The organism is Lentzea sp. NPDC055074, from assembly GCF_053608005.1.
Window position 1 is genome coordinate 42,754 of the sequence record NZ_JBSGUQ010000031.1, and the last position, 20,695, is coordinate 63,448.

A 20,695-nucleotide genomic window follows, 5' to 3' on the forward strand; every position below is an offset into this window, starting at 1 on the left:
CGGGGGGCTCGTTGAAGCCTTGGCACTCTCGTGGGTAGAGTGCCAATTGCACGGCACCAGCACCGCCCCGACCCCCGCGACGGCGGGGTGGCAGGAGCCGTTAAACAGACGAACCTGCCAACGACCCGTGGAGGTCATCCCGGTGAGCGTGAACATCAAGCCGCTTGAGGACAAGATCGTTGTCCAGGCCTCCGAGGCTGAGACGACGACCGCCTCCGGCCTCGTGATCCCGGACACCGCGAAGGAGAAGCCCCAGGAGGGCAAGGTCCTCGCGGTGGGCCCCGGCCGCATCGACGACAAGGGCAACCGCGTCCCGCTGGACGTGGCTGTCGGCGACGTCGTCATCTACTCGAAGTACGGCGGCACCGAGGTCAAGTACAACGGCGAGGAGTACTTGATCCTCTCCGCTCGCGACGTGCTGGCCGTCGTCAACTAGTCGACGCTCGGCTGTCATGCCTGACGCCCCGGCGCCCCATCCGGGGCTTCCGGGGCGTTTCGCTACTCAGAGAGGCTTCAAGTAATGCCCAAGCAGATCAGCTTCGACGAGGACGCTCGTCGGGCGCTCGAGCGCGGCGTCAACAAGCTCGCGGACACGGTCAAGGTCACCCTTGGCCCGCGCGGGCGCCACGTCGTGCTCGACAAGAAGTTCGGTGGCCCGACGGTCACGAACGACGGTGTGACCATCGCTCGTGAGATCGAGCTGGACGACCCGTTCGAGAACCTCGGCGCGCAGCTCGCCAAGTCGGTCGCCACCAAGACCAACGACGTCGCGGGTGACGGCACCACCACCGCCACCGTGCTGGCGCAGGCGCTGGTCAAGGAAGGCCTGCGCAACATCGCCGCGGGCGCCAACCCGACCGCGCTCGGCCGTGGCATCCAGGCCGCCGCCGACGCCGTCGTGGACGAGCTCCGCGGCAAGGCCACCCCGGTCAAGGGCCGCGAGAACATCGCGCAGGTCGGCACGGTCTCGTCGCGTGACGAGTCCATCGGCGCCCTGCTCGGCGAGGCCATCGAGCGCGTCGGCGAGGACGGTGTCATCACCGTCGAGGAGTCGTCCACGCTCGCGACCGAGCTGGTCATCACCGAGGGTGTGCAGTTCGACAAGGGTTACGTGTCGACGCACTTCTCGACCGACCTCGAGGCGCAGGAGGCCGTCTACGAAGACGTCCGCATCCTGCTGCACCGCGAGAAGATCTCGGCCCTGGCCGACGTCCTCCCGATCCTCGAGAAGGTCGCCGAGTCCGGCAAGCCGCTCCTGATCATCGCCGAGGACGTCGAGGGCGAGGCCCTGTCCACGCTGGTCGTCAACGCGGTGCGCAAGACCCTGAAGGTCGTCGCCGTGAAGGCGCCGTTCTTCGGTGACCGCCGCAAGGCGTTCCTGGACGACCTCGCGGTCGTCACCGGCGGCGAGGTGATCTCCTCGGAGATCGGCCTGAAGCTGTCCGAGACCACGCTCGACCAGCTGGGCTCCGCCCGCCGCGTCGTCGTGACCAAGGACGACACCACGATCGTCGACGGCGGCGGCACCAAGGCCGACATCGCCGGTCGCGCGGAGCAGCTGCGCCGCGAGATCGAGGCCACGGACTCCGACTGGGACCGCGAGAAGCTCCAGGAGCGCCTCGCGAAGCTCTCCGGCGGCATCGCCGTGATCAAGGTCGGCGCCGCCACCGAGACCGAGCTCAAGGAGCGCAAGCACCGCATCGAGGACGCGGTCGCCGCTACCAAGGCCGCGGTCGAGGAGGGCATCGTCCCCGGCGGTGGCTCCGCTCTCGTGCACGGCGCCAAGGTGCTCGACGGTGGCCTCGGCCTGTCGGGTGACGAGGCCACGGGTGTCGCGCTCGTCGCGAAGGCCCTGTCCGCGCCGCTGTTCTGGATCGCCGCGAACGCCGGCCTCGAAGGCGCCGTCGTGGTGAACAAGGTCCGCGAGGGCGAGTGGGGCTTCGGCATCAACGCCGCCAAGCTCGAGTTCGGTGACCTGCTGGAGCAGGGCATCATCGACCCGGTCAAGGTCACGCGTTCCGCCGTGGCGAACGCCGCCTCCATCGCGCGCATGGTGCTCACGACCGAGAGCGCCGTCGTCGAGAAGAAGGCGGACGAGGCTCCGGCCGCCGGTGGCCACGGCCACGGCCACGGGCACGGCCACTGAGTTGTCCGTTCCGCCTCTGGCGGGACGGCGAGCTCGCCGGGAAGCCGGCCGACCCGCTCGCGCCGAAATGGGCTCCGCCGATTTCGGCCCGAGCGGGTGACCGGACGACCGGCGCGCACTCGCGGCTGAGGTTCGAGGGTTGAGGTTCGAGCTCAAATAAACCGGGTCGGCACCATTCGTTTGGTGCCGACCCGGTTTTGTTGTTCAGACTATCGCCAATTGTCGTTTTCGTGCCTTGATGATGTGGTCGCGCTCCGATTCCGAGAGCCCGCCCCAGATTCCGTACGGTTCCTGCACTGCCAGCGCGTGTTTGCGGCACATCTCCAGCACCGGGCAGGCGAGGCAGACAGCCTTCGCGCGAGCTTCCCGGCGTGATCTCGCCGGCCCCCGTTCGCCGTCGGGGTGGAAGAAGAACGCGCTGTCCATGCCCCGGCACGAACCGCGCATCTGCCAGTCCCACAGATCTGCGTTGGGACCGGGGAGCCTTCGGGTGTCCGCCATCGAGACCGCCTCCGTGACGACTGCTCCATTCGGCTTAATGATGATCCACCGTAGAACCGCGTCAAAACTTGTTCAAGAGGCTGAAGACCCTTATCAACTGATGGGTGACGGCACGCGTGTTCGATCACTCACCGCCCGGAGTTGCCGCCCGGATGAGGTGAACGGAACATGGCTCTCGTGATGACACCGCAGGAGCACAGGTCTGCCGGGAGTCACACGAGTGAGCCCCTTCTCTCGGTGGCCGCGGTGGCCAGGCGACTCGGCGTGGCACCCGCCACCCTTCGCACCTGGGACCGCCGCTACGGACTGGGCCCGACCGGCCACACCGTGGGGCGGCACCGGAAATACGGGCCACCCGACGTGGCTCGCCTGGAATTGATGCAGCGCGCACTTCTGCGCGGCGCGTCCTCCGCCGAGGCGGCCCGTTTCGCGCTCGACTCGAAATCGTCGATGACACACGGAGTGGTCCCCGTCGCACCATCGGGTGGACGTGGCCTGAAAATGCCCGGAGCGTCTCGTTTGGCGCGCGGTCTGGGCCGTGCCGCCGTGGCGATGGACTCGATCGCGGTGCAGGAAATGCTCGCCGACTCGCTGACGTCCGACGGCGTGATCGCCACCTGGAACGAGGTCGTGCGCCCCGTCCTGACCGCCGTCGCCGCACGCTGGCAGCTCTCCGGCGCCGGCGTGGAGGTCGAGCACCTGCTGAACGAGTGCGTGCTCGCGGCGTTCGTGCGCGCCACACCGCTCGTGACGGCGGGACGGAACCATCGCCCCGTGCTGCTGGCGTGCATGCCGGAGGAGAGGCACAACCTCCCTCTCTACCCACTCGCCGCCGAGCTGGCCCACCGAGGAGTGGTCGTGCGGCAGCTGGGGGCGGCGCTGCCGATGGACGCCCTGGCCGCCGCCGTGCGCCGGACCGCGCCCTCCGCGGTGGTGCTGTGGGCGCAGCTGCCCCGGTACGCCGATCCGGGGGTGATCTCGGCGCTGCCGCGGACCCGGCAGCAGGTGCGGGTGTTCGTGGGAGGGCCGGGGTGGAGGCGCGGGGTGGTGACGTCGCCGGCCGAGAGGGTCGAGGACCTGGCGGCCGCGGTGGACGCGGTGGAGGCAGCGGTCACCTGACGCGCCTTGCGGCCAGCGCTCGCCCTCGGGTCCCACGAGCCCGCCTGCCCGCCCGCCTGCCGGCTGGCCCGCCTGCTGCTTGCTCCGCCTACCCGCCTGCCGGCTGGCCCGCCTGCTGCCTGCTCCGCCTACCCGCCTGCCCGTCTACCCACTGGCCGCTTATCCGCTGGCCGCCTTTCCGCTGGCCTCACCGCCTGCTGGTCTGCTGACTGGCCTCGTCGCCCGCCTGCCGCCTACCTGCCTGCCGCCTACCTGCCTGCCGCCTTCCCGCTGGTCGCCTGCCCGCTGGCCTCGCCGCCCGCTTGCCTGCTCGCCTCGCCTGCCTGCCCCCTGCCTCGCCACCCGCTCGCTGGCTCGCGCTCTCCCTCCACCCTCCCGCCCACCCGTACGCATGACTCCTGGCGGCACACTCCTCGCCGTGACCGAAGAAGACCTGCGCCGGGCCGCGTTCGGCGACTCACCCGACCTCCAGGTCTGGCCCGCGCTCTCAGCCCCCAGCTCCCGCACCCGCTGGCTCGCTGCAGTGGTCCTCGGCGGCCAGGGCCACTACGCCGCCGCGGCCACCGCGTTGGACGCGCTCCGTCACGACCCCGACCCGGTGATCGCGTCCCTCTCCCTCTCGACTCGCGCGTCGCACCACCGTCAGCTAGGGGCCCACCACCTGGCCCGCCCGCTGGACGGCGCGGCCCTCGCGCGGATCGAGCGGGCAGGCGCCACCGACCCTGACGGCGTCGACGCCGAGGGCGCCCGGACGGACGCCCTGCTCGGCCTCGCCGCCGATTCCCTCGGTGCTCAACGCCTGCACGAGGCCCGCAGGTTGCTCGCACGAGTTGAGACGCGGTCGTGGCGGAGTGAGGTCCGCAGGGGGTGGGTGACCGCGGAGGTGGAGCTCGCCTCCGGGAGCCCGGAGGCGGCCGTGGCGCCCGCCGAGCACGCGTACGACGTGGCGACGAGCAGAAAGGCGCTGCGGCACGAGCTCAAGTCGGCGCTCGTCCTGGGCACCTCGTTGGTCGTGTGGGGGACCGCCGACGGGCTGAATCGCGGGCTTGAACTAGTCGAGTGTGACCTAAATCACAGCGCCGAGAAGGGGCTTCAGCCGTTGATCTGGCCGAGCGCTCTCGTCCTGGCGGGCCACGTCCCCGCGGCGGGCGCGGTCGTCCTCGACCGGGCGACGGAGGCTCTGAGCTGCGTGTTGCGGAGAGCCGACGCCGTCAGCCGGCAGGTCGCTCTCGACTCCCCGTGGATACCGACCGGGCTGCTCCGTTCCGGGGAACCCCCGAACGCAGACCCTCAGGCGAACTTCTTGACGGATTAAGCACCGGATCGTGTCAAGGTTGGGCCGCCAGCGTCCGATAGGGGAGATGGAACGTCACTCGGCTGCAGGAAAGGAGTCCCCGTGACCACGGTCCTTATTTGCGACGACCGGCGCAGTGTGCGTGAGGGTCTCACCCGCGTGATGTCGGCTGTCCCAGGGGTCAGCCGCATCGACTGCGTAGCGCACGGTGACGAGTTGTTGGCTCGCTTTTCAAGGCAGCCGGTCGACGTCGTACTGGTGGGAACCCAGCGCGCCGTCCCGACCGGGGTTGAAGCAACCCGTCGGCTCGTCTCCGCGAACCCGCAGGCAAACGTCATCGTCTTCGGAGCACCCGACGACGCCGGGAGCATCGCCGCGGCGATCGCCGGCGGTGCCCGTGGCTACCTGAGGTGGGACGCGTCGCGTCCCGAGCTTGTGGCAGCCCTCGCGCACACGCTCGCCAGCACCTCGGTGCCGGCGCCTCGTCAGCCCTCCGACCCCGGTGTGCAGCTCACGGAGCGTGAGCTCCAGGTGCTGCGGGGCAAGAGCAACGGCCAGATCGGCCGCGAGCTCTACCTGTCGGAGGACACGGTGAAGACGCACGCACGTCGTCTCTTCCGCAAGCTCGGTGTTCGTGACCGCGCTCAGGCGGTCGCTCACGGCTTCCGGCGAGGCCTCGTCCAGTAGGTGGCTTTCGCCGCACCGGCCCCGTGTCCTCATATGCCGCATGTGGGGAAGCGGGGCCGGTGGCGTGAGACGGCTCACCCGTGCAAGTGGTGATCCTCCAGTCGCGCACATGGCCCAGCCCGGTGACGATGTCACCGGGCTGTGAGCTGTTGGGCGTGTCCGCTGTTCACGCGGGGTGTCCATACCCCACCTATGAACAGAACGCCTGAAGACCGGTACGGTGAAGCTGCTGCATCGGGTCGCTGTGAGTGACTCGTGCTGTTTCCTGTCGGTACGCCAACAAGTAACACCAGGGCTGTTGTCTGCGATGACCAACTTGGGGGACGGACTGGACGCCGAAGTGGGCGCGGCCGTCGACGGCGACCGCCAGGCGATCGAACGCCTGCTGGCCTCCATTCGTCCCTTGGTGGTGCGGTACTGCCGCGCCCGAGTTGGCAGGCAGGAGCGGAGCTTCGCTTCGGCGGACGATGTGGCCCAGGAGGTGTGTCTCGCGGTGCTCACGGCATTGCCCAGCTACCGCGACCAGGGTCGGCCCTTCCTCGCGTTCGTCTACGGGATCGCGGCGCACAAGGTCGCCGACGCACATCGGTCTGCCGCCAGGAACCGCTCGGAGCCCGTTCCCGAAGTCCCGGACGCGCCGGAGACCGAAGCTGGTCCGGAGCAGCGGGCCATGCAGGGCGAGCTCTCCGACCGGATGGCCGTGTTGTTGCGCGTCCTGCCGGAGAAGCAGCGGGAGATCCTGCTGTTGAGGGTGGTGGTCGGACTCTCCGCCGAGGAAACTGCCGAGGCGGTCGGTTCGACGCCGGGTGCGGTACGGGTGGCGCAACATCGTGCGCTGGCCCGCCTGCGCAAGTCGCTGGCAGCGGAGGAGGTGGTCTGAGTGGCCGACGAACACGGGAAGGACGACGAGGAAGTGCGCGGACAGGACGATAGAGCCCCGCACGAACCCGTCGCCGACGATCTTTCGGCGGTACAGGCCGATGACAGGCTGCTGGACGCGCTGGGGTCGGCGACTCCGGACGCGGCCGGCGCGTTGGGCGACGACGATCTGAACGCGTTGCTGCTCGCGTGGCGCAACGAGGTGGAGACGGAGCCGTTCGGCGAGCTCGTCGACACCGAGACCGCCATCGCCACGATCCAGGCTGCCCGCCCGCAGCCGGTGAGCAGGCACCGCTTCCTGATCCCGCTGGCGAGTGCCGCGGCGGTCCTGGCCATCGCCTTCACCGGCGTGAGCCTCGTCGCCCGCGACGCACAGCCCGGCGACGCGCTCTGGGGCCTCACGCGAGTGCTCTACTCGGAGCACGCGAAGTCGATCGAGGCCGCGGCCATCATCAACACCGACCTCGAGTCGGCCCGCCTCGCCCTGCGCGAGGGCAAGGTCAACGAGGCCCGGGAGAAGCTGAACAAGATCGGTGCCAGCCTCGAGTCCGTCTCGACGGCCGACGGCAAGCAGCAGCTCGAGGAGAAGCACAAGGAGCTCGAGAAGGAGCTCGACACGAACACCTCGGCGCCGCCGACCACGACGACGCCCCCGGTGACGACGCCGAGCCAGTCCTCGCAGCCCGCGACCTCGACGACCACGCCGTCGACGCAGCCGTCCACCACGACGCCGTCCACGCCGCCGTCGTCGGAGACGCCTCCGCCGCCCACCTCGGCCGGTGGCGAGGAGAACCCGCCGCCGCCTCCGCCGCCGGACCCCGGCACGGTGGAGAACCCCGGTTCGACCGGGACCGGGACGAACAGCGAGACCACCGGGCAGTCGACCGGCACCAACTGAGACGCACTGTGAACGGCCCCTGATCTTTCGAGGTCAGGGGCCGTTCACATGCTCAGGCGTTCACACGTCAGGTGGAATGTGACCGGGCCGGCGGACGAGTGCTGCATCTCACCCGTCCGCGGCAACCCGGGCGACGTCAGCGGGCCGACTCCGTGGCGGTCACACCGTCGGCGTAGCCGCGGCAGTATTCCCAGCTCACGTAGGCCCCGGGGTTCGGATCGAACGCCGGTTCGTGCGGGCGCATCCGTCCGTCGGCCAGCAGCTGTTCGAGTGAGGCTCGCAACAGTGCCCAGTCGTGGTAGTGCGGTTCCTGGCACTCGCCGCAGTCCACGACGATGCCTCTGACGCCGCGATGTTCGAGCAACGCTTGGTAGACGGCGAGGTCGCTCAGGTCGCTGACCAGCTCCGTCCGTTCGTCGTCGTCCATCGGGGGATGGTCGTGGTCGGGCTCGCCCAGAGAGAGTGCGGGGTCTTCTGGGTCGCCTGCGAAGGGGTCTGGTGGCAACGCGTCGTGCGGCACGACCCCGCACGGTACCCGCCGTACCCCCTCGGTCGTCCAGATACCATGGGGCGCACCGCCTCCGCCTGCGGAAACTGGACACGCAGGACCCCAAAAGGGCAGGCAGAGCGCAGACCGCACCACGGAAGGCATGTCACCCGCTATGACCAGCGAGCTCAACGCTGACGGAGTCCCGGGCAAGTTCGCCATGCTGGGACTGACCTTCGACGACGTGCTCCTGCTGCCTGCCGAGTCGGACGTCGTCCCGAGCGGCGTCGACACGAGCACCAGGATCTCGCGCAACATCACCCTCAAGATCCCGCTGGCCAGCGCCGCGATGGACACGGTCACCGAGGGCCGGATGGCGATCTCGATGGCGCGTCAGGGCGGCATCGGCGTGCTGCACCGCAACCTGAGCATCGAGGACCAGGCCCGTCAGGCCGAGACCGTGAAGCGGTCCGAGGCCGGCATGGTCACCGACCCGGTCACGTGTTCGCCCGAGGCCACGCTGGCCGAGGTGGACGCGCTGTGCGCCCGGTACCGCATCTCCGGCGTGCCGGTGACGGACGAGAACAACAAGCTCGTCGGCATCATCACGAACCGCGACATGCGCTTCGAGCTCGACCACTCCAAGCGGGTGATCGAGGTCATGACGAAGGGTCCGCTGGTCACGGCGCAGGTGGGCGTCTCCGCGGAGGCCGCGCTCGGCCTGCTGCGCCGCCACAAGGTCGAGAAGCTGCCGATCGTCGACGGCGACGGCAAGCTCAAGGGCCTGATCACGGTCAAGGACTTCGTCAAGACCGAGCAGTACCCGATGGCCACCAAGGACCCGGACGGCCGCCTGCTGTGCGCCGCCGCCGTCGGTGTCGGCGAGGACTCGTTCGTGCGCGCGATGACGCTCGCCGAGGCCGGGGTCGACGTGCTCATGGTCGACACGGCGCACGGCCACTCGCGCGGCGTGCTGGAGATGGTCGCCCGCATCAAGAAGGAGCTCGGCGACTCGGCGGACGTCGTCGGCGGCAACGTCGCGACGCGTGCCGGCGCCCAGGCCCTGGTCGACGCGGGTGCGGACGGCGTGAAGGTCGGTGTCGGTCCCGGCTCGATCTGCACCACGCGCGTCGTCGCCGGTGTCGGCGTGCCGCAGATCTCCGCGATCTACGAGGCGTCGCTGGCCTGCACCCCGGCCGGTGTGCCGGTGATCGGTGACGGCGGCATCCAGTACTCCGGCGACATCGCCAAGGCCATCGCGGCCGGCGCGTCCGCCGTGATGCTCGGATCGCTGCTCGCGGGCACCCAGGAGGCGCCCGGCGACCTGATCCTGGTCAACGGCAAGCAGTTCAAGACCTACCGCGGCATGGGCTCGCTGGCCGCCATGCAGTCCCGCGGCGAGAACAAGTCGTTCTCGAAGGACCGCTACTTCCAGGACGACGTCCTCAACGAGGACAAGCTCGTCCCCGAGGGCATCGAGGGCCGCACGCCGTTCCGCGGCCCGCTGTCGCAGGTCGTGCACCAGCTCAACGGCGGTCTCCGCGCGGCGATGGGGTACACGGGCTCCCACACGATCGCCGAGCTCCAGCAGCAGCAGCTCGTGCGCATCACGGCGGCGGGTCTGAAGGAGTCGCACCCGCACGACATCACGATGACCGTCGAGGCCCCGAACTACACCACCCGTTAGAGTCACTCGGCTGGTTTGCAGGTCCGTTCTAAAGCTCTGGAGAGGAACCACAGGTGCGCGATCTGGTCGAGATCGGCATGGGCCGGACCGCGAGGCGGGCCTACGAGCTGGACGACATCGAGATCATCCCGTCGCGTCGGACGAGGTCGTCGAAGGACGTCTCCACGACGTGGCAGATCGATGCCTACCGGTTCGACATCCCGTTGATCACCCACCCGACCGACGCCATCGTGTCGCCGGGCACGGCGGTCGCGGTCGGCGAGCTCGGCGGCCTCGGTGTGCTGAACGCCGAGGGCCTCTGGGCCCGGCACAGCGATGTGGACGAGGCGTTGTTCCGCCTGGTCCAGGCGACCGAGGACAGCGACGACCCGGCGGCGGCGGTCAAGGTGCTGCAGGAGCTGCACGCGGCCCCGTTGCAGATGGACCTGATCGCCGAGGCGATCAAGCAGATCCGCGAGTCGGGCGTCACCGTGGCGGTCCGCGTCAGCCCGCAGCGCGCCGCGGAGCTCACGCCGGACCTGCTGGCCGCGGGTGTCGAGATCCTGGTCGTGCAGGGCACGATCATCTCGGCCGAGCACGTGTCGCGTGGTGGCGAGCCGCTGAACCTGAAGTCGTTCATCGCGGACCTCGACATCCCGGTGATCGCCGGTGGCGTCGGTGACTACCGCACCGCCATGCACCTCATGCGCACCGGCGCGGCGGGCGTGATCGTCGGCTACGGCTACACGCCCGGCGTCACGACCACCGACTCGGTGCTGGGCATCGGCGTGCCGATGGCCACCGCGATCGCCGACGCCGCGGCCGCGCGCCGCGACTACCTCGACGAGACCGGCGGCCGCTACGTGCACGTCATCGCCGACGGCGGCGTCACGACCTCGGGCGACGTGGCGAAGTCCATCGCCTGCGGTGCCGACGCCGTGATGCTCGGCGAGCCGCTGGCCGCCGCGACCGAGGCACCGGGCCAGGGCCTGTACTGGACGGCGTCGTCCGCGCACCCGTCCGTGCCGCGCAGCCTCGTCGCCGAGGCGGTGGACCAGGAGCTCGACCTGCGCAAGCTGCTGTTCGGCCCGTCGGCCGACCCGCGCGGCGTGACGAACCTGTTCGGCGCGCTCAAGCGGGCCATGGCCAAGACCGGCTACTCCGACCTCAAGGAGTTCCAGAAGGTCGGCCTGACGATCCGCGGCTAGAGAACTGGCTGGTAGAGGGCGCGTTCCGATCGGGACGCGCCCTTCTGCTTTGCTGGATCTCGTGCCGCTCGTCGAGATCACTTACGCGTCCCACGTCTCTCGTGCAGTGCTGGAGAACCTCGCGGCGATGCTCCCGCACGCCGTCTCGCTGGCGGTGGAGTGCCCGGAGGAGCCCTACGACGGCGACCTCCAGCCCGGCGACGTGGACCTGCGCTTCCGCCCGCGCGGTCCGTTCGACTCGGCCGGCATGGATCTCGTGATCGAGGTGCGCTCGAAGTGGTTCGAGAGCCGCGCGGCGAACCGTCAAGATCGGGTGGACGGCCTGTGTGACGCCGTCGCCGAGGCCACGGGCCTCGCTGACGTGGGCGTTCACCTCAGCCTGCCGATGTCCGCATGGGCCCAAACCTGATCTTGCAACCGAACGGCTACCCCGCGCGTCCATGAGAGCGTGGAATTGGATGCCTTGTTCGGCGACGGCAAGAACAGTGATGTGGACACGATCGACCCGGACGCCGACGTCCAAGAGTTCGACGGTGCTCCCGAGGAGGACGAAGGTGTCGGGGGCATCGGCTGGAAGATGCTGACCCTGTTCGTCTGCGGCGGACTGGTGATCACCGGTCTGGCCGTGGCCTTCATGGTGTGGGTCATCGAGGGCCTGGTCCTCTGAGCACGTTCTGAACCGATAGGGGACTAGGCGTTACCGGAAGTAACGCCTACTCTCCGATCCATGGGTGAACTCGTCGGTAACTTCGATGTCGTCATCGTCGGCTCCGGGTTCGGCGGAAGCGTGGCCGCGCTCCGCCTGACCGAGAAGGGCTACCGCGTCGCCGTCCTGGAGGCGGGGCGCCGGTTCGCCGACGACGAGTTCGCCAAGACCAGCTGGGATCTCCGCAGGTACCTGTGGGCGCCGCAGCTCAAGTGCTTCGGCATCCAGCGCATCCACACCCTCCGCAACGTCATGGTGCTCGCCGGCGCGGGCGTCGGCGGTGGCAGCCTCGTCTACGCGAACACGCTGTACCGGCCCCTCAAGCCGTTCTACGAGGACCGCCAGTGGGCGCACATCACCGACTGGCAGGACGAGCTGGAGCCGTTCTACGACCAGGCGAGCCGGATGCTGGGCGTCGTCACGAACCCCACGACGACCCCGAGCGACGTCGTCATGCAGAAGGTCGCGAAGGACATGGGGGTCGAGGACAGCTACCACGCGACGCCCGTCGGCGTGTACTTCGGCGAGCCCGGCAAGCGCGCCGCGGACCCGTACTTCGGTGGTGCCGGGCCGGAACGCACCGGGTGCACCGAGTGCGGCAGCTGCATGTCGGGGTGCCGGGTCGGCGCCAAGAACACGCTGGTCAAGAACTACCTCTACCTCGCGGAGAAGCTCGGCGCCCAGGTCTTCCCGCTGACGACGGTCACGCGGCTCACCGAGTCCGGCGGCACCTGGACGATCGACACGAAGATGACCGGTGGCAGGGCGACCAGGTCCTTCACCGCAGGCCAGGTCGTGGTCGCCGCCGGCACGTGGGGCACGCAGCAGCTGCTGCACAAGGCGAGGGCGAGCACGCTGCCGAAGATCTCCGCCAAGCTCGGCGAGCTCACCCGCACCAACTCCGAGTCGATCATCGGTGCCGCGCGGTACACGGTCGACCCGAAGACCGACTTCACGCAGGGCGTCGCGATCACGAGCTCCATCCACCCCGACGAGATCACGCACATCGAGCCCGTCCGGTACGGCAAGGGCAGCAACGCCATGGGCATGCTGCAGACCCTCGCCACGGACGGCGCGCTGAGCACGCCGCGGTGGCTGCAGTTCGTCAAGCAGGCGGTCCGGCACCCGCTGCGCCTCCTGCGGCTCCTGAGCGTGCACCGCTGGAGCGAGCGGACCGTGATCCTGCTGGTCATGCAGAGCCTCGACAACTCGATCACCACGTTCCTCAAGCGCGGCAAGCTCACCAGCAAGCAGGGCCACGGCGAGCCGAACCCGGCGTTCATCCCGGCCGGGCACGAGGCGAACCTGCTCGCGGCCAAGCACATCGACGGCATGGCCGGCGGCACGTGGGGTGAGCTGTTCAACATCCCGCTGACCGCGCACTTCATCGGCGGCTGCGCGATCGCGGCGGACGAGACCCAGGGCGTGATCGACCCGTACCACCGGGTCTTCAACTACCCTGGACTGTCCGTTGTGGACGGTTCGGCGATCAGCGCGAACCTCGGCGTGAACCCGAGCCTCACCATCACCGCGCAGGCCGAACGCGCGTTCTCGCTGTGGCCGAACAAGGGCGAGCAGGACCAGCGGCCGAAGCAGCACCAACCGTACAAGCGGATCAACCCGACGAAGCCGAAGAACCCGGCGGTTCCCGATCAAGCTCCAGCCGCATTGCGGTTGCCGATCGTGAAGGCGTCCTGACACGGTGGAGGCATGGCCAAGAAGCCGTTCGCCTCCAGCGCCGACCTCGCCCCCAAGGACGAGGTCTTCGTCGAGCTCGCCGAGGGCGTCTACACCCTGACCGCCGAAGGTGACCCCAACGTCGCGGCCATCGAGGCCGAGGACTTCCTGATCTGCTTCGAGGCGCGGGCGACCCCCGCGGCGGCGCGCAGGTGGCTCGCACAGCTGCGCAAGCACACCAAGAAGCCGGTCCGGTATCTCGTGCTCAGCCACTACCACGCCGTGCGCACGCTCGGGGCCAGCGCGTTCGAGGCCCAGGAGATCGTCGCGCACGAGATGACGCGCGTGCTGATCGCCGAACGCGGGCAGCAGGACTGGGCCAGCGAGTTCGGGCGCATGCCGCGGCTCTTCGAGTCCCCGGAGGAGATCCCCGGCCTGACCTGGCCGACGCTGACGTTCTCCGACCGCATGACGATCCCGCTCGGTGACGAACGCGGTGACCTCGTGCTGCAGTTCCTCGGGCGCGGGCACACGGCGGGCGACATCGTGGCGTGGCTGCCGCAGCAACGCATCCTGTTCGCGGGTGACCTGGTCGAGTCGCAGGCCGCGCTCTACACCGGTGACGCGTTCCACGACGAGTGGGCGACGTCCACTTTGGACGAGATCGAGGACCTGGGCGCCGAGGTCCTGGTCGGCGGGCGCGGCAAGGTCGCCCGCGACCGCATCGAGGTCGAGGCCGCGATCAACCAGAGCAGGCACTTCCTCAACGAACTGCGCCGCACGGTCGGCGGCGTCCACGCCGAGGGCGGCACGCTCAAGCAGGCCTTCGAACTGGCGCACGGGACGCTCGTGGGCCGCTACGGGCGTTGGCCGATCTTCGAGCACTGCCTGCCGTTCGACGTGAAGCGGTACTGGGACGAGTGCGACGGCAAGGACTGGCCCGAGATCTGGACCGCCGAACGCGACCGCGCCGTCTGGGACGCCCTGCAGTGACGGTCCTGGTGGTCGGCGCCGGACCGGTGGGGCTCGCTTCGGCGTTGTTCCTCGCGAGGGCCGGCGTGCCGAGCATCGTGCTGGAGAAGGAACCGGAGCGCTCGCGGACGGGCAGCCGCTCGATCTGCGTGCAGCGCGACGTCCTGGAGATCCTCGAACGCGTCGGCGTCGGGCAGGCCGTCGCCGACGCGGGCGTCACCTGGTACACCGGCCGCACCTACCACCGCGACCGCGAGGTGGCGACCCTGACGTTCCCGCGGGCGTCGGGCTTCCCTCCGTTCGTGAACACGCCGCAGACCGTCGTCGAGCGGCTGCTGGAGGAACGGGTCCGCGCCGAACCGCTGATCGAGCTCCGCTACGGGCACGCCCTCGCCGGGCTGACGCAGGACGACGCGGGAGTGTCCACATCGGACGGAATCAGGGCCACCCACTGCATCGCGGCCGACGGAGCGCACTCCGCGGTGAGGCGGCTGCTGGGCATTCCGTTCGAAGGCTTCTCGTTCGACGACAGGTTCATCATCGCCGACGTCCGCGTCGACCTGGACTTCGAGACGCCCGAACGCCGCTTCTACTTCGACCCGCCGTGGAACCCCGGCCGCCAGGTCCTCCTGCACCCACAACCGAACGGCGTGTGGCGCATCGACTGGCAGGTCGCCGAGGACGTCCGGCTCACCGGCGCCCACATCCGCGCGATCGTCGGCGACCGGCCGTACGAGGTCGTCTGGCAGTCCACCTACCGCTTCCACCAGCGCCGGGCGAGAACCCTGCGCTCCCAACGGGTTCTGCTCGCCGGCGACGCCGCCCACGTGATGAGCCCGTTCGGTGCGCGAGGCCTGAACTCCGGCCTCTGCGACGCCGACAACGCGGCCTGGAAGATCGCCGCCGACCGCGCGGGCGAGGCAGGACCGCACCTGCTCGCCTCCTACGACACCGAACGCGGTGCCGCCGCCGACGAGAACCTCCGCGTCACCGGGGACACCATGCGGTTTCTCGTGCCGGGCACTCCCGAAGAACGAGCACACCGGCAGAGGGCGCTCGAAACCGGTGAGGGCATCGACTCGGGCAAGCTCTTCACGCCGTTCTCCTACGAGAGTTCGCCGCTCACGACGGACGGCGGCGAGCTGGTCCCGCGGTCGCGCACCGCAGGTCCGGGCTTCACGAGCCGGGACGGATGGCTGGTCAGGCCGGACGGGCACGTGGCCGCGCACCGTTGCGACGAACAGGTGAAACGCCGCGCGCTCGGCTGGTGAGGGCAACCCGGGGTGCGGCCCGGACGTGGTGTCCCCATGGGGGTAAACAGGCGAACTTTCTTGCAGGGAACCGCACTCACCGTCGCAAGCTTGGGGATGGGCACCGCGACGGCCGCAGCCGCCGACACCAACTGGGCGCGCCTGCGCAGGAGGCTGGGCGACCGGCTCGTGCTGCCGGGAGATCCGGCTTACGACGCTCTTCGCGTGCCGTGGAACATGCTCTACGCGAACCGCAGGCCGGCCGCGATCGCGAAGTGCGTCCGGCCGGAGGACGTGCAGGTGTGCCTCGAGTTCGCGTCGCACGAACGCATCCCGGTCGCCGCCCGCAGCGGCAAGCACAGCTACGCGGGCTACTCGTTGCCCGAGAACGGTCTGGTCGTCGACCTGGCAGCGATGGCGGCCGTGCAGGTCGGCGGCTCGCGGGCACGGGTCGGCGCCGGCGCACGGCTGCTGCCCGTCTACGAGGCCGTCGGCGCGGCGGGCCAGGCCCTGCCCGCGGGCACCTGTCAGACGGTCGGCATCGGCGGGCTCACGCTCGGGGGCGGCATCAGCGTGATCGGCCGCAAGTACGGCCTCACCAGCGACCACCTGGTCAGCGCCCGGATCGTCACGCCGGACGGCTGCCTGCGCACCGCGTCCGCACACTCCGAGCCCGACCTGTACTGGGCGTTGCGAGGCGGTGGCGGTGGCAACTTCGGCATCGTCACGGAGTTCACCTTCCGCACGGACCCCGCGCCGGACCTGACCTACTTCAACCTCCCCTACCCGGCCGGGGCGGCGGCGGACGTGTTCGACGCCTGGCAGGAGTGGATGGACGGGGCGCCGGACGAACTCTGGTCGGGCTGCACGGTCCAGGCGGACGCCGGTGCGGTCACGAACGTCGGTGGCGTGTACGTGGGGCCGAAGAAGAACCTGGTGCCACTGCTGAACAAGATGCCGGCCGTCGAGCGCACCGTGCTGGAGATGAGCTACCTGGAGACGATGCGCTACTACGCGGGCGGTCCGGGACCCGGCTCCCGGTTCGCCGCGTCGTCGCGCATGCTCCGCCGCCACCTGTCCGGTGACCACGTCGCGGGCCTGGTGCAGGAGCAGACCGACGGCGCCGTCCTGTTCGACTCCTTCGGCGGAGCGCTCGCGAGGGTCGCGCCGGACGCCACGGCGTTCCCGCACCGCGACGCGAAGGCCAGCGCCCAGATCTTCTTCGGCGCGGAGGGCAGGACGGAGGCCGAGGCGCGCCGGGCGGTCGCGACCGTGCGGGACGGGCTCGGCGCGGGCAACACCGGGTACGTGAACTACATCGACCCGGAGATGCCCGACTGGCCGACCGCCTACTACGGCCGCAACCTCGCGCGACTCAGGAAGGTAGCGCGACGCTACGACCCGGACCGCGTGCTGGCGTTCCCGCAGGGCCTATAGCTGGATCCCGGTGAGCACGGTGACGCGCTCCTCGGTGAAGTCCTCCATCGCCGACCGGACGCCCTCACGTCCGGTGCCCGACCCCTTCACGCCGCCGTACGGCATCTGGTCGGCGCGGTAGGACGGCACGTCGCCGATGATCACGCCACCGACCTCGAGCTCGGCCGCGGCCTCGAACGCCACCTGCACGTCCCGGGTGAACACCCCGGCCTGCAGCCCGTACTTGCTGTCGTTGGCCTGCGCGAACGCGTCCTCGACGCCGTCCGCGACGGACACCACGAGCACCGGCCCGAAGATCTCCTCGGTCCACACCTTGGCGGTCTTCGGCACGTCGGTGAGCACCGTCGGCTCGACCGTCGCCCCGCTCCTCTTGCCGCCCAGCAACACCGTCGCGCCGACGTCGGTGGCCATGTTGACCCACTCCTCGACGCGCCGTGCGTTGTCCTCGTCGATCAACGGCCCGACCTCGACCTCGGGGTCGTGCGGGTCGCCGGTCTTCAGCGCGCCGACGGTGGCCACGAGCTTGGGCACGAACTCCTCGGCCTTCGAGCGGTCGACGATCACCCGTTGCACGGCGATGCACGACTGCCCGGCCTGGTAGTTGCCGAAAGTCGCGATGCGCTGGGCCGCGTGGTCCAGATCCGTCCAATCAGGACAGATGATGGCGGCCGCGTTGGACCCCAGCTCCATCACGACGTGCTTGCGCGGCGCGGCTTCCATCAACGACCAGCCGACCTTCGTCGACCCGGTGAACGAGATGACCGGCAGCCGTTCGTCCTTGACCAGTGCGTCCATGTCCTTGCCCCGCACGGGAAGGATCGAGAACACGCCCTCGGGCAGGTCGGTCTCGGCCAGGATCTCGCCGAGCAGCAACGCCGACAGCGGCGTCGCCGAAGCGGGCTTCACGATCACCGGCGCACCCACCGCGAGCGCCGGCGCGACCTTGTGCGCCACCAGGTTCAGCGGGAAGTTGAACGGCGCCACGGCCAGCACGGGCCCGCGCGGCACGTGCCGGACGATCGCCATCCTCCCCACGCCACCGGCCTCGGTGTCGAGCCGTTGCAGCCCGCCGGTGAACCGCCGCGCCTCCTCGGCCGCGAAGCGGAACGTGTTGACGGCCCGCGCGACCTCGATCTCGGCCCACTTCAGCGGTTTGCCGTTCTCCGCGGTGATCGTCTCGGCGATCTCCTCGGCGCGTTCGGCCAGCGAGCGCGACACCTGCAGCAGCGCTTCGGCCCGCACGTGGGCGGGTGTTCGCCGGAACTCCTTCGCGACGGCCGCGGCCGCCGCCACCGCGCGTTCCACCTGGTCTCTGCCCGGCACTGCCACCGAGGCGACCTCGGTGCCGTCGAACGGGTGGAGAACCTCCAACGCCTGCTCGCCCTGCTCGGGGCGGCCGGCGACCCAGCACGGCCTGGGTTGCGGTGTGAACGCGTCCATGGGAGCCACGTTAAGCCCTACTGGCCTGCACGTACGTCTTGAGTTCCAAGTAATGATCGTCATGCCGTTCGGCCCGCTGGAGCACGAACGCCGGATGTGTCCGGATCGTGTGGATCATGTCGTCCAGACGGATCACCACGTGCTCGGCCACGTACTCGATCCCGTACGTCTCGCAGAACAGCCGTGTGCGCCGTTCGCGGTCGTCCGGCAGCGCCAGCACGAACTGGATCAGCGCCCAGCTCACGTCCCACCAGCGCGGACCCGGATGCGCGCTGTCCCAGTCGAAGACGCCCGTGGGGTGCCCGTCCTCGAACACGATGTTGTACGGCGCGAAGTCCCCGTGGAGCACCACCTCGACGGGCTCCCTCGCCGCGTGCTGCCACCCGTCCAGGCCGAACGCGGGACGAGACGTCTCGTCCCGCGGATCGCCCAGGAACGGAACGGTCGCGTCGTGCAGGCGCCGCAGCAGCAGCGCTGACTCGATCAAGGCCGTGTCACCGGAAGGGTGCACGTGGCCAACCTCACCCGGCAGGTAGCTGAGCAGTTCGTGCTCGTCGTCGAGCCCGAGCGGAACCGGCGCGATTCCCAGCGGTGCCAAGCGCCGCAACAACTCGTGCACGCGAGGAGCCCACGGCCCGGCCGGCCGCCGCACCGCGTCACCCACCCTGAACACCTGGTTCAGCCCGCCACCGGTCAGCAGTTGCTCGTCCACGCATGAGATCCTTGGCGGCGTGTCCGACACCAGCAACCGCCCTGTTCTCGTCGTCGACTTCGGCGCCCAGTACGCGCAGCTGATCGCCCGCCGCGTCCGCGAGGCCCAGGTCTACTCCGAGGTCGTCCCGCACACCGCGACGGTCAGCGAGATCCTCGACAAGAACCCGCTGGCCATCGTTCTGTCCGGTGGCCCGTCGAGCGTCTACGCGGAGAACGCCCCGCAGGTCGACCCGAAGCTGTTCGAGACCGGCGTCCCGGTCTTCGGCATCTGCTACGGCTTCCAGGCGATGGCGCGCGCACTTGGCGGCGCGGTTGAACAGACCGGCACCCGCGAGTACGGCCGCACGGACCTGAGCGTCCCGGCCGAGGGCGGCTCGCTGCACCAGGAACTGCCCACGAGCCACCCGGTGTGGATGAGCCACGGCGACGCCGTCACCAAGGCGCCCGAGGGCTTCACCGTCACCGCGACCAGCGAGGGCGCGCCGGTCGCCGCGTTCGAGGACACCGAGCGCCGCTTCGCCGGTGTGCAGTACCACCCCGAGGTGCACCACTCGCCGCACGGCCAGGAGGTGCTGCGCCGGTTCCTGCACGAGATCGCGGGCATCCGTCCGCAGTGGACGACGTCGTCCATCGTGGACGAGCAGGTGGCGCGCATCAGCGAGCAGATCGGTGACCGCAGGGCGATCTGCGCCCTGTCCGGCGGCGTCGACTCCGCGGTCGCGGCCGCGCTGGTCCAGCGCGCCATCGGCGACCGCCTCACCTGCGTCTTCGTCGACCACGGTCTGTTGCGCGCCGGTGAGCGCACCCAGGTCGAGCGCGACTACGTGGCTGCCACGGGCATCAACCTCATCACCGTCGACGCGCGCGAGCGGTTCCTGAACGCGCTGGCCGGCGTCACGGACCCGGAGGAGAAGCGCAAGATCATCGGACGCGAGTTCATCCGCGTGTTCGAGCAGGCCGAGCGCGACCTCAAGGCCGAGGGCGACTACGGCTTCCTGGTGCAGGGCACGCTCTACCCGGACGTCGTCGAGTCCGGTGGCGGCGCGGGCACCGCGAACATCAAGTCGCACCACAACGTCGGCGGCCTGCCGGACGACCTGCAGTTCGAGCTGGTCGAGCCGCTGCGCGCGCTGTTCAAGGACGAGGTCCGCCGCGTCGGCACCGAGCTCGGCCTGCCCGAGACGATCGTGCAGCGCCAGCCGTTCCCCGGCCCCGGCCTCGGCATCCGCATCATCGGCGAGGTCACCCAGGACCGCCTCGACACGCTGCGCCAGGCCGACGCCATCGCGCGCGAGGAGCTCACCGCAGCCGGGCTCGACCGTTCGATCTGGCAGTGCCCGGTCGTGCTGCTCGCGGACGTCCGCAGCGTCGGCGTCCAGGGCGACGGCCGCACCTACGGGCACCCGATCGTGCTGCGCCCGGTGTCGTCCGAGGACGCGATGACCGCGGACTGGACGCGCCTGCCGTACGAGGTGCTGGAGCGGATCTCGACCCGGATCACCAACGAGGTGGCGGAGGTCAACCGAGTGGTGCTGGACGTGACGTCCAAGCCGCCGGGCACCATCGAGTGGGAGTAGAGACGTGAGAAGGGCCCCGGTCACCAGACCGGGGCCC

20 protein-coding genes are annotated in these 20,695 nt (G+C 69.9%); 16 read left to right on the forward strand and 4 right to left on the reverse strand.

The features are described 5' to 3' along the window. The first annotated feature begins 142 nt into the window (after nt 1-142). Nucleotides 143-436: a co-chaperone GroES gene (gene groES / locus ACWF7A_RS42015; RefSeq protein ID WP_030478362.1), complete on the forward strand. Its 294-nt coding sequence runs from the start codon at nt 143-145 to the stop codon at nt 434-436. Between the two features lie 84 nt (nt 437-520). Further along, nucleotides 521-2,146 (forward strand): chaperonin GroEL, encoded by a 1,626-nt coding sequence (groL, locus tag ACWF7A_RS42020; protein WP_452256047.1) that lies wholly within the window; start codon nt 521-523, stop codon nt 2,144-2,146. Nucleotides 2,147-2,350: 204 nt separating this feature from the next. Here the strand turns inward: groL and ACWF7A_RS42025 are convergent, their stop codons facing one another. Next, on the reverse strand, nt 2,351-2,647 hold the full coding sequence (locus ACWF7A_RS42025) for a WhiB family transcriptional regulator (protein ID WP_112262300.1): 297 nt from the start codon (nt 2,645-2,647) through the stop codon (nt 2,351-2,353). A gap of 180 nt (nt 2,648-2,827) precedes the next feature. On the opposite strand from ACWF7A_RS42025, the gene ACWF7A_RS42030 reads away from it, so the two are divergent. From ACWF7A_RS42030 to ACWF7A_RS42050, 5 genes are all read left to right on the forward strand, one after another. Then, on the forward strand, nt 2,828-3,766 hold the full coding sequence (locus tag ACWF7A_RS42030) for a MerR family transcriptional regulator (protein WP_452256078.1): 939 nt from the start codon (nt 2,828-2,830) through the stop codon (nt 3,764-3,766). 418 nt (nt 3,767-4,184) lie between these two features. Then, the gene (locus tag ACWF7A_RS42035) at nt 4,185-5,081 is read left to right on the forward strand and encodes a hypothetical protein (protein WP_452256048.1); all 897 of its coding nucleotides are present in this window, start codon (nt 4,185-4,187) and stop codon (nt 5,079-5,081) included. An 81-nt stretch (nt 5,082-5,162) separates the two neighbouring features. Next, nucleotides 5,163-5,747: a response regulator transcription factor gene (locus ACWF7A_RS42040; protein WP_452256049.1), complete on the forward strand. Its 585-nt coding sequence runs from the start codon at nt 5,163-5,165 to the stop codon at nt 5,745-5,747. A gap of 307 nt (nt 5,748-6,054) precedes the next feature. Further along, on the forward strand, nt 6,055-6,627 hold the full coding sequence (locus tag ACWF7A_RS42045) for a sigma-70 family RNA polymerase sigma factor (RefSeq protein WP_030471987.1): 573 nt from the start codon (nt 6,055-6,057) through the stop codon (nt 6,625-6,627). Further along, nucleotides 6,628-7,524, forward strand: a complete 897-nt coding sequence (locus ACWF7A_RS42050; protein WP_452256050.1) for an anti-sigma-D factor RsdA — start codon at nt 6,628-6,630, stop codon at nt 7,522-7,524. A gap of 136 nt (nt 7,525-7,660) precedes the next feature. Here ACWF7A_RS42050 and ACWF7A_RS42055 read toward each other — a convergent pair whose 3' ends face one another. Beyond that, nucleotides 7,661-8,044 carry a DUF5319 domain-containing protein gene (locus tag ACWF7A_RS42055; RefSeq protein ID WP_382436340.1) on the reverse strand — a complete coding sequence of 128 codons (384 nt, stop codon included), beginning with the start codon at nt 8,042-8,044 and terminating at the stop codon, nt 7,661-7,663. Between the two features lie 142 nt (nt 8,045-8,186). On the opposite strand from ACWF7A_RS42055, the gene guaB reads away from it, so the two are divergent. From guaB to ACWF7A_RS42095, 8 genes are all read left to right on the forward strand, one after another. Beyond that, complete coding sequence (gene guaB, locus ACWF7A_RS42060) at nt 8,187-9,698, forward strand: IMP dehydrogenase (protein ID WP_452256079.1); 1,512 nt, start codon at nt 8,187-8,189, stop codon at nt 9,696-9,698. A gap of 53 nt (nt 9,699-9,751) precedes the next feature. Next, on the forward strand, nt 9,752-10,885 hold the full coding sequence (locus ACWF7A_RS42065) for a GuaB3 family IMP dehydrogenase-related protein (RefSeq protein ID WP_452256051.1): 1,134 nt from the start codon (nt 9,752-9,754) through the stop codon (nt 10,883-10,885). A 49-nt stretch (nt 10,886-10,934) separates the two neighbouring features. Then, the gene (locus tag ACWF7A_RS42070; protein WP_452256052.1) at nt 10,935-11,294 is read left to right on the forward strand and encodes a hypothetical protein; all 360 of its coding nucleotides are present in this window, start codon (nt 10,935-10,937) and stop codon (nt 11,292-11,294) included. A gap of 39 nt (nt 11,295-11,333) precedes the next feature. Further along, entirely contained in the window at nt 11,334-11,552 is a 219-nt protein-coding gene (locus tag ACWF7A_RS42075) for a hypothetical protein (protein ID WP_452256053.1), read from the forward strand. A gap of 60 nt (nt 11,553-11,612) precedes the next feature. Beyond that, entirely contained in the window at nt 11,613-13,289 is a 1,677-nt protein-coding gene (locus ACWF7A_RS42080) for an FAD-dependent oxidoreductase (protein WP_452256054.1), read from the forward strand. 12 nt (nt 13,290-13,301) lie between these two features. After that, nucleotides 13,302-14,261 (forward strand): MBL fold metallo-hydrolase, encoded by a 960-nt coding sequence (locus ACWF7A_RS42085; RefSeq protein ID WP_452256055.1) that lies wholly within the window; start codon nt 13,302-13,304, stop codon nt 14,259-14,261. Continuing rightward, complete coding sequence (locus ACWF7A_RS42090; RefSeq protein WP_452256056.1) at nt 14,258-15,511, forward strand: FAD-dependent monooxygenase; 1,254 nt, start codon at nt 14,258-14,260, stop codon at nt 15,509-15,511. Before ACWF7A_RS42085 ends, ACWF7A_RS42090 begins: the two co-directional genes overlap by 4 nt. Before the next feature lie 96 nt (nt 15,512-15,607). Further along, entirely contained in the window at nt 15,608-16,927 is a 1,320-nt protein-coding gene (locus tag ACWF7A_RS42095) for an FAD-binding oxidoreductase (RefSeq protein ID WP_452256080.1), read from the forward strand. On the opposite strand, the gene ACWF7A_RS42100 is transcribed toward ACWF7A_RS42095, so the two are convergent. Then, complete coding sequence (locus ACWF7A_RS42100) at nt 16,922-18,367, reverse strand: aldehyde dehydrogenase family protein (protein ID WP_452256057.1); 1,446 nt, start codon at nt 18,365-18,367, stop codon at nt 16,922-16,924. The genes ACWF7A_RS42095 and ACWF7A_RS42100 overlap by 6 nt on opposite strands. A 10-nt stretch (nt 18,368-18,377) precedes the next feature. Beyond that, nucleotides 18,378-19,079, reverse strand: a complete 702-nt coding sequence (locus ACWF7A_RS42105) for an aminoglycoside phosphotransferase family protein (protein ID WP_452256058.1) — start codon at nt 19,077-19,079, stop codon at nt 18,378-18,380. Between the two features lie 19 nt (nt 19,080-19,098). Between ACWF7A_RS42105 and guaA the strand changes: the two genes are divergently transcribed. Continuing rightward, the gene (gene guaA, locus ACWF7A_RS42110; protein WP_452256059.1) at nt 19,099-20,658 is read left to right on the forward strand and encodes a glutamine-hydrolyzing GMP synthase; all 1,560 of its coding nucleotides are present in this window, start codon (nt 19,099-19,101) and stop codon (nt 20,656-20,658) included. Nucleotides 20,659-20,695 lie beyond the last annotated feature (37 nt).